We start from the raw sequence: 12,199 nt of genomic DNA on the forward strand, positions 1-12,199 counted from the left end.
GCCAAAACCCTACCGTTTTAAGAAAATTAACAGTATAATTCTTAAAAAAAACGGTAGGGTTTTGAGCCAAAAAAATCAATAAGACTACGCTTTATCGCACGATCGTAACGTAACCTTTGTATGTTTTCTTCTCGAATTTCACGCGGTAATAATAAACGCCGTCGCTTATATTTTTCCCGTTCCAGGCAAAGTTGCGGTCTTTAGAATCGTAAACCTGGTGGCCCCAGCGGCTGAAGATCCTTATCTCCATGAAAACATCGTTGCATTTATCTTTGGGCAAGGTCGGCATTACAAACTTATCGTTAAAACCATCGCCGTTCGGGGTAAAGATATTGGGCGGCAGAAATTCTACCAGATCCGGATTTTCCGCTAACCACACTTTTACTAAAACGGTATCAATATGGTCGGTAAAACAGCTGTTATCTTTCACTTTAAAGCGCAGGTCATATTCGGTTCGTTCCAGAAATTGCTCACAAGCCGGCGTCCAGGAAAACCCGGACCGCACTTCGCCTTTCCCGGTTAGCGACGTTAAATTCATGCTCAAAGCTGCCGCATTAAATCCAACGCCTTCCATAGAAACCACCAGGTCATCCTGGTCCGAATCGGTGCTTAGCAAGTTAAAATTCAGGGTTTGGCCAACTTGCGCAGAAGCTTCATTATTCACCAAGTTTTGCGTTACAATTACGGGTTTAGCATTCGGTTTGGGCACCACCAGGTAAGTAAGTTCCAGCGTATCGGTGCCGGCATTTCCGCAGGCGTTATCTCTGGCTATAAGGTTTACTTTGTATAGCGTATTCGGCGAATTCACATTACAATCGGCCCAGCAGATCTGCCCGGTTAAGGTTTGCCCCGCCTGCGCAATCGTGCCCGAAGCAGGCGTAATAACCGGTTTCTGCGCAAAATTGACCGGCACCACTTCCAGCGTAATGGTCTGGCCTAAATTAGAATCGGAAAAGGAAAAAGGATAGCAATAATCGGTCGCATCGGTTACAAAAAGCGTATCGCCTTCCTGATAATCCTGGGTGGCGCCGGGTAATCGTAAACTGAGTTTTGGTTTCTGGTTGCTCTGGCAGGCCGTTACTTTCACCTGAATATCGCGGCGCACCTCTCCTATTTTCACATTATTGCGGAATTCTGAAATGGTAACGGCAAAAACATATAAACCCGCATTTTGCGGCCTCACCGAAAGCAAACCAGTTGTAGCGTTAATATTAAGCGCCGGGGAACCAGGAATCATATTCGCTAAACCATAACCTGGTTGCCAGATTACCGGGCGATACGGAGCAGGATTCGGAACTGATTGGATTGGAAATTGCTGGTCGGTGCTGCCATACATTGGCTCTGAAAGTTCATAAACCAGTTGGTCGCCGTCGGCATCGGTAGCCTGTAGAGAATACTGATACAGTTCCTGCACGCATAAAATATCGGGGGGCATAGGCGGTAAAACCGGGCTGCTATTAATAAATGCTGCCGCATTTTTAGTTACTGCCGGAAACTCAGCATAAAACACGAACCCCGCAAAATTCGGCTGTTGAATATTGGCAATGCCGCTGTTCCGGCAACAACGATCCCAGACGATGTAATAACCGTTCGGATTGCTGTATAACGCAGGCGCCAGGTATTTCTGTAACCGGTACTGCAAAACTTTGGTTTGTATAGAAGCGTTTTTACACTGCAGGTTCACATAAGGCACAAAAAAGGTAGAACTAATGGGTATCCTGAAAGCTTCTACCATTTGGTTCGTTTGCTTACTGAACGTTGCCACATCCACAAATTGATCTTCGTTTCCCTGCGGACCATTTAAGCCTGCCGCATCGCCGTAAACATTCAGCTGGATCTGGTAGGTAAAATTGCTTTGGTAAGTTATCTGAAATTCGCCGCCTACCAGGTGATTGGCAAAAGTCGTTTGGCTCAAAAACGCTATGCAAAGGAGCAAAAAAAGTCTGACGTGCTTCATAATTATAAATTTACCTATTTTTTAATACATCCGGTATTTTCCGATGCTTTATATTAATTTTGCGGCATCGTGAAAAAGAAAAAATTTGAGCTGATCCCGCAGGTCCGTATAGAAGAAATGGTTGCGGAAGGAAAATGTTTGGTGCGTTACCAGAATTTAGTGGTTTTTGTGAAAGATGTAGCCCCCGGCGACGTGGTGGATCTGCAGGTTACCAAAAAACGCAAGAGTTACCTGGAAGCCAAAGCCGTTAAATTCTACGAATATTCCGATGTGCGCGTAGAGCCTTTCTGCGAACATTTTGGCGTTTGCGGCGGCTGTAAATGGCAGCACATTGGTTACGAAACGCAATTATTCTACAAGCAGAAACAGGTAAAAGACAACCTGGAGCGTATTGGCAAAGTTTCTACCTCCGAAATGCTGCCTATTCTGCCTTCTGACCAGTTGAGCTATTACCGGAACAAACTGGAATTCACCTTTTCCAATAACCGCTGGCTGACGTACGAGCAAATAAAATCCGGCGAGGAATTCGACCGGAATGCTTTGGGTTTCCATATTGCCCAGCGCTTCGATAAAATTATCGATGTGCAACATTGCTACCTGCAGCCTGCGCCATCGAACGAAATTCGTCTGGCAGTAGCGGCATATGCCCGTGAAAATGGCCTCGTTCACTTCGATCTGCTACGCATGGAAGGCTTTTTGCGCAACCTCATCATCCGGACAGCCAACACCGGCGAGCTGATGGTAATTGTGCAGCTGGGCCGCGAAGAAGCAGAAAACCGTATTGCACTGCTCGATTTCCTGCTGCAGAAATTCCCGCAAATTACCTCGCTCCATTACGTGATCAATAGCAAAGGCAACGAAACCTTCCATGACCTGGATGTAGTGTGCTACCACGGCTTGCCTTACATTCACGAAAGCATGGAAGGTTTGCGTTTCCGCGTGGGCCCAAAATCTTTTTACCAGACCAATTCCGCGCAGGCCTACGAACTCTACAAACTGACCCGCGAATTTGCTGACCTTACCGGCAAAGAAAACGTGTATGACCTTTACACCGGCGCCGGCACCATTGCCAATTTCGTAGCACGCCAGGCCAAACAGGTTATCGGCGTAGAATACGTGCCAAGTGCCATCGAAGACGCCAAAATTAACTCCGAAATTAACGAAATTACAAACACGCACTTTTACGCCGGCGACATGAAAGACGTACTGAACGACGAACTTTTCGCCAAACACGGCCGCCCGGATGTGATCATTACCGACCCGCCGCGCGCCGGCATGCACCCTGATGTGATTAAAATGCTGCTCGATGTACAAGCACCGAAAATTGTGTACGTAAGCTGCAACCCGGCCACACAGGCCCGCGACGTAGAAATGCTTTCGGAGAAATATACCGTAACCAAGATCCAGCCGGTAGACATGTTCCCGCAAACGCACCACGTAGAAAATATTGTTCAACTCATTGCCAAGTAATTATGCAGAACGACCCTGAACTGAACGGTAAATATCTCGGCACCATTACCAAAGATTTCGCCATCGTAGCCGATACTTTAAAAGAAGCTTCGTACCAGATCCGCAAACGCGACATCTCCAAATTCCCGATCTTTATTTTCTCGAAACAGATCGTTCCGCTGGGTTCCCTCCTGCTTCGCGCCGACGAAGCTGCTTTGGAATGGCATGTTTTCGCATCTTACCTTTCCAATTTTGTAGAGAAGAACGTAATATCGGAAGAAAAAGTAGCCGATTTCCAGGCTGCTTATAAAGATCCTGACGAATTCTGCTGCCTGTTCGTGGTAGATCATGAATTCACCAATTTCGTATTTGTTCCCTATCCGGAAGATTAAAATTTTTAGAAAACAACAATTAATTTAACATAATTTTCAAACCAATACACAAAAACGGTAGGGTTTGAAGCCAAAAAAGCCAGGTCTTTATATTGACTTGACTTTTTTATTTTTTGCAATACTGTAAATTGACGTAGCAATGCTACGTCTCTATATGATCGGGAAAACGGTATAGGTATTATTGCTGAAAGTGTTCCCAGCCTTGTGCTTTTAACGGGTAAGCATTTCCACTTGGTGTAACCAGGTTTAAGCCTTCTTCTTTCGGAACGATCTTGCCCAGAATAGTAATATCCGGGTGATTTTTAATTTTATCGAAATCTGAAAGTTTTACCGTAAAGAGTAATTCGTAATCTTCACCTCCGTTCAAAATGCAGGTTAACGGGTCTATCCGGAATTCTTCGGCCGTATTCAAAACCTGTTCATCGGCCGGAAGCTTATCCTGGTAAATAGCCGCACCCACTCCCGATTGACCGCAGATATGGAAAAGTTCGGAAGCCAGCCCGTCAGAAATATCGATCATGCTGGTTGGTTTTACGCCAAGTTCGCGCAGTTCATGAATCACATCCATGCGTGCTTCCGGACGTAACTGGCGTTGCACCAGGTATTCTTTTTGTTCCAGTTCCGGTTGCATTTCGGGGTTCGCCATAAAAGCTTGTTTTTCACGCTCCAGTATCTGCAAACCTAAAAAGGCGGCCCCGAGATCGCCGGTTACGCAAACCAGGTCATTCACCTGCGCTGTATTCCGGTAAACCACATCTTCGGCATTAGCTTCGCCAATAGCCGTAACATTAATAATAAGCCCGGAATTAGATGAAGTAGTATCGCCACCCACCAGGTCGACTTTATAATTCTCGCAGGCGATCCGGATCCCGTCGTAAAGTTCTTTTATAGCTTCTACCGAATATCGGCCTCCAACTGCCAGACTCACCAGAATTTGCGTGGGCGTGGCATTCATGGCCGCAATATCCGAAACATTTACAGCTACCGCTTTATAACCCAAATGGCGCAACGGACAGAAAGTAAGATCGAAATGCACGCCTTCCACCAGCATATCGGTAGAAATTACCACTTGCTTTTTGCCTGGCTCGATCACCGCCGCATCGTCGCCGATACCGTATTGCGTAGAAGCATTTTGCCGGGTAGCCGATAGCTTCAATTCATTAATAAGTCCAAATTCGCCGATTTCCTGTAACGAAGTAAGTTTCATAGTAAATAAATGATTTTCAGAAGTTAAAGAACAGCCTCTATACTAATAAAGCCGTTTAAAGAATATAAAATTATTACTAAACGCTAATTAAATCTGCTATGAAAACAAGATTACTGGCACTGGTGCTGGCAACAGCCCTATTAGCCGCTTCGTGCGCCGCGCCCAATTCCCGGGCTTTTCACAATCGTTCTAACCGCATGATGTCGCTTGATAGAACCCGTTAATTTTTTTAGTATTTATTCTTTAAAAGCCGCAAGTTAAGGCAAAAAAAAGAGAGAAGTTTCCTTCTCTCTTTTTTATTATGTATTCAGTTTAAGATTACTGAACTACTACGGTTTTGTAAATAGTGGTTTTGTATTCGTTATCGCCTACAAATTTCACGAAGTACATGCCTTGCTTTAAAGAAGAAACGTTTACTTTAATTTCAGCAGAAGCGGCGTTTGCCGGAACCACTTTAATGTTCTGACCAACAGCATTCAGGATGGTAATTTCAGAAACTTTCGTGTTCTTAATGCTGATAGACAGCTCTTTGTTGGTTACCGGGTTCGGATAAACGTTGATTGCGCGGTTGAAATCTTCCAGTACGCCGGTAACGCTATAAGTACCAAGTTGACCTGTATACGTATGACTAGCTAAGTTAGAGTAATCTTGTGAATAATAATCAGCAGGGGTTGTACCACCATTCCATTCAGAAAATTTCTCCCACTCATCAGAGATCAGGAAGGATCCAGAGGTAGGATTAACTGTGGTTCCGTGTTCGATATTACTTTTACGGTTTAATGACATGTTTTTGCTAGAAGCTAACAAAACATTTTGACCACCCACAGTTGTATTAGAGAACCATGCACCACCTGCAGGATCTTCACCGATTACACCAAATATATCAACAATTACAGGTGTTCCAGCTCCAGGCAACTGTGGATCTGATGCAGTTGGATTTAATTTTCCAGGAGTACCTCCGATCCAACGAATTAATGCAACTGCATCATTACCATTCCAGGCAGCTGCTCCACCTTTTGTGATTACTGATGAAGCAGTAGATGTATAAGCTGCCGCCTGCTGATCCCAAACGTTAACAATTTCAAGTAATGTTGCATCTACAGCGCCGTAAACAAATACATCGGCAGAAGCTAATTGATTGTTACCTGTAGTTGGCTTATTACGGATTAGCTTTTCTTCTTCTGTTGGTACAGGACTTCCATTAGAAAAACGAGCAATAGAATATTGGCTCATATCTACAGAAGAAGTAGTTGGATTAAAAATCTGTATTGCTTTTTCATTACCTAATGAAGCTGTGCCACCTCCAGGAGGAACCGTAGTATTTGGGTGCGCACCTTCGTTATAAGCTGAGAAGAACAATTCATGCCCTTGGGCAAAAGCGCCGGTTGCCATAAATAATGCACCAGCTAATACGTAAAGTTTTTTCATAAAATGTTGCCTTTTATAGTACAAAGTTACAGAGACTATTACTTTATTCCTAAATGGAAGGTTATTTTTATGTTAATATGCATAATAAATTTTGGAATTCCACCTACCAAGCACTCCCTAACAACGTCAGAACCAACTTGAATGACAGCAATTTTATCCCTCATGCATTAGACCCGGAAATCAGAATAAATATTAAGTATTCTATTAATGATAGCTCACAACAATTAACGCAAGAGCAGTTATTAGTGCATTAAATTTCCGGAACCAGCTCTTGCTAACGAACGTTAGGTTGCTTATATTTGTCTTTATAATATGACTACCAGCACGCTTTCGCGAAAAGATCAGATAGAACAAACCGCTACGGCGCTTTTTAAAAGCCGCGGTTACGCCGCTACGAGCATGCGCGACCTGGCCACCGAACTTGGTCTGGAAGCTGCCAGCTTGTATTCGCACATTAAAAGCAAAGAAGAAATTCTGCAGCGCATCTGTTTTAGAATGGCCAATGAATTCTTCGAAGGACTGATGCAAGCCGAAAAAACGATAGGGAATTCAACCCAAAAACTCGAAGCCGCCATTAAAAGTCACTTAACGGTGCTAACTAAGCAGCCTGCCGCTTCGGCCGTTTTTCAGAACGAATGGAAACACTTAAGCGAACCGTTCCTTTCCAATTTCCTGAAGCTGCGCCACGACTATGAAAACCATTTCCGCCAGATCATTCAGGAAGGAAATGCCAGCGGTGAATTTGCCGTAGCCGATGAGAAAATGGCTACTTTAATGTTGCTTTCCAGCCTGAACTTTGTGCACGCCTGGTACAAACCTTATGGCAAATTAAGCCCGCAACAGATCAGCGATACCCTCAGCAATATGCTTTTAAACGGTATCGTTTCGGGCGGAAAAAGTCAAACCGCTGTTCGGGATTTATCAATCCCGAATCAATCTGATGGAGATGTATACATCCCCGCGCAGAAACCTGCCGGATTTAAAAATCCGAAAGAGCAACTAAAGAATATTCATCAAAACTAAAATATCATTTTCTAATTCTTAATTAAAGAAACTATGTACGGAGGAGGAAATATTTTTGAAGCCACCAAATTCGACGACCTGACTACTGAAGATCCGGTAAAACTGGCCGAATTTGAAGCCCGCATTGCCCGCGGCGAAAAGATCGAACCAAACGACTGGATGCCGGAACTTTACCGCAAGCAATTAATTCGCATGATCGAGCAGCACGCCCATTCCGAAATTATCGGCGCTTTGCCGGAAGGTACCTGGATCACCCGCGCGCCGGGTTTCCGTCGTAAAATGGCGCAAATGGCTAAGGTGCAGGATGAAGTTGGCCACGGCCAGTTACTTTATTCCGCTGCTGAAACGCTTGGTAAATCCCGGGAAGCCATGCTGACCGACCTGATTAACGGCAAAAGCAAATATTCCAACGTATTCAATTATCCGGCTTTAACCTGGGCAGATTCCAACATTATTTCCTGGCTGATCGATGCCGGCGCGATCGTGAACCAGATGGCCAACGCTAAAGGTTCTTATGGCCCGTATTGCCGCGCGTTAGACCGGATCTGCGCAGAAGAAGCGTTCCACCTGAAATACGGCCACGATGCGGTAGTACACATGGCAACAGGTTCGCCAAAGCAACGCGAAATGATCCAGGCGGCATTAAACCGCTGGTGGCCCCCGATCATGACTTTCTTCGGTCCTTCCGATAAAATGAGTACGCACACCGAAACCCTGGTTCGCTGGAAAGTAAAAATGGCAACCAACGACGAATGCCGTCAGCAGTTCCTCGATATGTACGTACCAAAGATCTGGGAATTAGGCTTAACCGTTCCGGATCCGAAACTGCGCAAAAATGAAGACGGCGTTTGGGAATTTACAGAACCGGATTGGGTTGAATTCAAAGAAGTAATTAACGGCAACGGCCCGTGCAACAAAGAACGCTTAGCCGTTCGCCGCACCGCCGAAGAAAAAGGCGCCTGGGTTCGCCGCGCGTTACTGGCTCCTAAGAAGGAAGCTAAATACGTGAAGCCGCTGGCGTAAACGCGAAGTTAAAAGTTATGAGTTCAGCGTTATGAGTTTTTTTGGAAAAACGCTATCGTTTTCAGACTTAAAACTCGTTTCGTAACAAAAAAAACAAGGAATTGCTGTTCGGGATTTATCATTCCCGAACCAACCTGATGGGGATGTATACATCCCCGTGCAGGAAACTTCCGGATCAAAAAAATCCGGAAGAGCGAAAAGGCAAAATCCTAACTCATAACTTTCAACTCATAACTAATAAAAAAAAACGGTATCAATTTAAGCGCAAAAAGTCGTGGTAACACTTAACTTTTAACGCTTAACTCATAACTAAAAAACGATGAGTTTAAAATCATTAGATCCCCGGGTTACCCGCTTAGAACTGCCGGAAAACCCGACCGAGCCAACACCGAAACCGGAGCTCGACCAGCTGATCACCTACGAAGTTTTCCACCAGAAAAAGGAAAACGCTGCCTATACATACGTTGGTCCGGTGCACGCGCCGAACGAAGAAGTTGCCTTCCTTTTTGGCAAAGAGCAATACAGCCGCCGCTATGCATGCACAGGCATGTGGGTAGCTGAAACCAAAAACGTAATGGTTACGCCTTACACCGACGAAGCCGTTTCGGTTTACGACGTGATCCGCATTCAACCGGAAAACGCTATGGAAAACCAAGGCAAAACTGCTGAAAATTACGAGATATTCCACCTGAAAAAACGCGGCAAAGCTCACCAGCATATGGGTACTGTATCGGCAATTTCGTACGAAGGTGCACTGGCGGAAGCGAAAAACCAGTTCGGCGATAAGAAGCCTTGCGTGAACGTGTGGGTTGTAAAAGCTACCGATCTGTTCCGTTCCGAAGCCGAAGACAAAGACATCTGGAGCACCACCCAGGAAAAAATTTACCGCGAAGCCACCGCTTACCGCGTAATGGACAAAATAACTAAGTACAAAGAAGAAAACTCCGTAGCGCAATGAACACCGAAGCCTTAAAAGACCTCCTTTACAAGATCGCCGACGACCAGTTAATTCTCGGTCACCGCAACTCCGAATGGACCGGCTTCGGCCCGATGCTTGAAGAAGACATCGCGTTTTCTTCTATGGCGCAGGACAAACTCGGCCACAGCCTGGCGTTCTACAAAATCCTGAATGACCTCGGCGAAGCGGAACCAGATACCGTAGCTTTCACCCGCAACGCAAACCAGTTCCATAACTGTCAGTTAGTAGAGTTACCTATTGGCGAATACGATTTCAGCTTGATCCGTCACTTTCTGTTTGACAACGCCGAGATTCTGCGTTTCGACATGCTGACCCGCTCAAGCTACGAACCAATTGCCAAAGTTGCTACCAAACTGAAAGGCGAAGTAAAATACCACGTGCTGCACGCCAACACCATGATCAAGCAACTCGGCAATTCAACCGACGAAGCCATCGAACGCCTGCAAAATTCTCTGAATGAAGCGCTGCCGTACGCTTTAGGCATTTTCGAAAAATCGAAATTCGAAAACGAACTGATATCCGAAGGTATTTTTGAAGGCGAAGAAAAACTGCAAGCTCAGTGGCTGGAAAACATCAAAAAAGTGCTTTCTCAAACACATTTAGAATTGCCTGATCTTTCTTCCATCACGCCAAAATCCGGCGGCCGCTACGGCGAACACACCGAACACCTGCAGCCACTTTTAGACGAAATGGCCGAAGTGTTCAGTATCGATCCAGGCGCCGAGTGGTAAAATTCGATCGTTCGACTTTTTGATATTCGATTATTCGATAACCGGGTTTTAAAGCTGCTCTTTCGGATTTGTAATCCGAAAGTTTGCAGGCCGCGGATTTGTAATCCGCCTGCGTATGCAGAAAAAACGGTATCTAAATCGGTTAAAAAAGTCGAACAATCGAATATTGAACAATCTAAAAATCGAAACGCATGTTAACCAAAGAACAAGTACTTATCTGGCTTGAAGAAGTGAAAGACCCGGAAATTCCGGTGCTGTCGCTGATTGATCTGGGCGTAATTACGGACGTAATGGTATCGGAAAACGGCGAAAAAGTGCAGGTGGAAATGACGCCTACGTTTGCCGGCTGCCCCGCCATGGATTACATGAAGCGCAACGTAGAAGAAGTGCTTACCAAATACGGCGTTACAGATTTCGAGGTGCGCATGAGTTTCGACAAGCCTTGGGATAGCAACAAACTTTCGGAAAAAGGAAAAGCCGCGCTGAAGAAATTTGGCCTCGCTCCTCCCCCGGAATACAACTTAATTCTGGATCTGGATATTCTGGAGCACGTAAAATGCCCGTATTGCGATTCCGAAAACACCGAGTTAAGAACGCCTTTCGGACCAACGCTTTGTCGCTCGATGCACTATTGCAACAATTGCCGGCAAATGTTTGAGCAGTTTAAACCGCTTTAAAAGCTCCCCTCCTTTTCAATGAGGTGTTAGGGATAGTTGAAATTTAATTTAAAAAGCGCTTCAATTTTAACTAAATTGAAGCGCTTTCTCATTATTACCATTTAAACTAAAAACTGCTTAATGAAAAGAATTCTCTTCGTACTTTTTGGAACATTTTGCATAGCGTTTTACAGCTGCAAAACTGATAAAACCAAAACCACAAAAGTTAAAAAAGGGCATGTAATTGCTAAGAAAACAGATGCAGAGGTTAAATCTGACCTCGATAATCTGCAAAAGGAAATGGACGCCGCCTGGAATGAAATGATGGCTTCTGATGACCAGAAAATTGAAAATCTGCAAACACTTTTAGCCAGAATTGGGCGCGATAAAAGTTTCGAAAAAAGTGCTCTGACGGAATTGCTGACTGCACAAAATAAGATAAAAGCCCAGCGTTATGATCGACAGGGAGTTGCCAGCGTAGCCGCAGTAGATGCTTATGATTCGGCACAGATCAAATTGATGGATGCCACATATGAAATTGTAGAAGATGCTAATTTATCGCAGCGCGATACCGTTGCGGGAAAATTGGTTTCCCAAATTCAGGAAGATGATTCCCGCGTTCCTATTTTCAGAGGCCGTTACGATAAAGCGGCCAAAGCATATAATCAATATTTAAAAGATTATCAGCCACAAATTCAGAAACTAGGTTCGCCGTATAATGAAATGAAATCTGCACCGCTATTTGTGGAGCAACCACTACTGTAGAATCAGGGTTTTCTGGATTCAAGGATTTTCAGGACTTTAGTTTATTCTGAATTATTTATTAAAAGATAAAAAAAGAGCTTTTCCGGAGATGGATAAGCTCTTTTTTATTTGATGTGCTAAATTCCTCTTACTTATAAATTCGATGAAATTGGAGGCTGTTGCTTCCAAAGTTAATTAGCAAGCCGAGTGGAAGATTATAAGCAACCAGGTAATTTTTAGCTTGAGCAAGCTGTATATCTTCAAGTTTTATGAGAGCCTTTAATTCCAGCATAATTTGGGATTCAACAATAAAATCGGCTCTACGGGTACCAACCTGAATATTATTGTAATAAATAGTCTGTTCCTTTTCCCGTTCAAAATTCAACCCGGTACTTTCCATTTCTATTGCTAAGCAACGCTGATAAATTACTTCCTGAAAACCATTGCCAAGTTTCTTATGAACCTGCATGGCGCAACCAATTATTTTATAAGTAAGCTCATCGTTTATCATGGCATAAAACAAAAGTTAAAAGGAAGCAACGGCATAAAATAAAATAGGTTAGAAAATCTGAAGCAAACGCCTCAAATCTTCTAACCTATTTTTAAACTA

The 12,199-nt window shown here is 44.2% G+C and carries 13 protein-coding genes; 9 read left to right on the top strand and 4 right to left on the bottom strand.

What is annotated here, in order from left to right; all coding sequences use genetic code 11:
- Window positions 1–91 precede the first annotated feature (91 nt).
- Complete coding sequence (locus ACFPIB_RS14940; RefSeq protein WP_378018270.1) at window positions 92–1,957, bottom strand: gliding motility-associated C-terminal domain-containing protein; 1,866 nt, start codon at window positions 1,955–1,957, stop codon at window positions 92–94.
- A 66-nt stretch (window positions 1,958–2,023) separates the two neighbouring features.
- Here ACFPIB_RS14940 and rlmD point away from each other — a divergent pair, with 66 nt between their 5' ends.
- Both rlmD and ACFPIB_RS14950 read left to right on the top strand, forming a co-directional pair.
- Window positions 2,024–3,427, top strand: a complete 1,404-nt coding sequence (gene rlmD, locus ACFPIB_RS14945) for a 23S rRNA (uracil(1939)-C(5))-methyltransferase RlmD (protein ID WP_378018361.1) — start codon at window positions 2,024–2,026, stop codon at window positions 3,425–3,427.
- Between the two features lie 2 nt (window positions 3,428–3,429).
- Window positions 3,430–3,798 (top strand): hypothetical protein, encoded by a 369-nt coding sequence (locus tag ACFPIB_RS14950; protein ID WP_378018271.1) that lies wholly within the window; start codon window positions 3,430–3,432, stop codon window positions 3,796–3,798.
- Window positions 3,799–3,976: 178 nt separating this feature from the next.
- On the opposite strand, the gene thiL is transcribed toward ACFPIB_RS14950, so the two are convergent.
- Window positions 3,977–5,005, bottom strand: coding sequence for a thiamine-phosphate kinase (thiL, locus tag ACFPIB_RS14955; protein WP_378018272.1), 1,029 nt, complete (start codon window positions 5,003–5,005; stop codon window positions 3,977–3,979).
- A 98-nt stretch (window positions 5,006–5,103) separates the two neighbouring features.
- Between thiL and ACFPIB_RS14960 the strand changes: the two genes are divergently transcribed.
- Window positions 5,104–5,229: a hypothetical protein gene (locus ACFPIB_RS14960; RefSeq protein ID WP_378018273.1), complete on the top strand. Its 126-nt coding sequence runs from the start codon at window positions 5,104–5,106 to the stop codon at window positions 5,227–5,229.
- A 94-nt stretch (window positions 5,230–5,323) separates the two neighbouring features.
- Here the strand turns inward: ACFPIB_RS14960 and ACFPIB_RS14965 are convergent, their stop codons facing one another.
- On the bottom strand, window positions 5,324–6,433 hold the full coding sequence (locus tag ACFPIB_RS14965) for a T9SS type A sorting domain-containing protein (protein ID WP_378018274.1): 1,110 nt from the start codon (window positions 6,431–6,433) through the stop codon (window positions 5,324–5,326).
- A 312-nt stretch (window positions 6,434–6,745) separates the two neighbouring features.
- Here ACFPIB_RS14965 and ACFPIB_RS14970 point away from each other — a divergent pair, with 312 nt between their 5' ends.
- The 6 genes from ACFPIB_RS14970 (at window position 6,746) to ACFPIB_RS14995 (ending at window position 11,610) form a co-directional block, all read left to right on the top strand.
- The gene (locus ACFPIB_RS14970) at window positions 6,746–7,456 is read left to right on the top strand and encodes a TetR/AcrR family transcriptional regulator (protein WP_378018275.1); all 711 of its coding nucleotides are present in this window, start codon (window positions 6,746–6,748) and stop codon (window positions 7,454–7,456) included.
- Between the two features lie 33 nt (window positions 7,457–7,489).
- On the top strand, window positions 7,490–8,479 hold the full coding sequence (gene paaA, locus ACFPIB_RS14975; protein WP_378018276.1) for a 1,2-phenylacetyl-CoA epoxidase subunit PaaA: 990 nt from the start codon (window positions 7,490–7,492) through the stop codon (window positions 8,477–8,479).
- 319 nt (window positions 8,480–8,798) lie between these two features.
- Window positions 8,799–9,437 carry a phenylacetic acid degradation b gene (locus ACFPIB_RS14980; RefSeq protein ID WP_378018277.1) on the top strand — a complete coding sequence of 213 codons (639 nt, stop codon included), beginning with the start codon at window positions 8,799–8,801 and terminating at the stop codon, window positions 9,435–9,437.
- Window positions 9,434–10,189, top strand: coding sequence for a 1,2-phenylacetyl-CoA epoxidase subunit PaaC (paaC, locus tag ACFPIB_RS14985; protein ID WP_378018278.1), 756 nt, complete (start codon window positions 9,434–9,436; stop codon window positions 10,187–10,189). The genes ACFPIB_RS14980 and paaC overlap by 4 nt, the downstream gene beginning before the upstream one ends.
- 191 nt (window positions 10,190–10,380) lie before the next feature.
- Window positions 10,381–10,866 (top strand): 1,2-phenylacetyl-CoA epoxidase subunit PaaD, encoded by a 486-nt coding sequence (gene paaD / locus ACFPIB_RS14990; protein ID WP_378018279.1) that lies wholly within the window; start codon window positions 10,381–10,383, stop codon window positions 10,864–10,866.
- A gap of 120 nt (window positions 10,867–10,986) precedes the next feature.
- Entirely contained in the window at window positions 10,987–11,610 is a 624-nt protein-coding gene (locus ACFPIB_RS14995; RefSeq protein ID WP_378018280.1) for a hypothetical protein, read from the top strand.
- A 127-nt stretch (window positions 11,611–11,737) separates the two neighbouring features.
- On the opposite strand, the gene ACFPIB_RS15000 is transcribed toward ACFPIB_RS14995, so the two are convergent.
- Complete coding sequence (locus ACFPIB_RS15000; RefSeq protein ID WP_378018281.1) at window positions 11,738–12,100, bottom strand: GxxExxY protein; 363 nt, start codon at window positions 12,098–12,100, stop codon at window positions 11,738–11,740.
- Window positions 12,101–12,199 lie beyond the last annotated feature (99 nt).

It is taken from the genome of Adhaeribacter terreus (genome assembly GCF_042657365.1).
GTDB lineage: Bacteria > Bacteroidota > Bacteroidia > Cytophagales > Hymenobacteraceae > Adhaeribacter_A > Adhaeribacter_A terreus.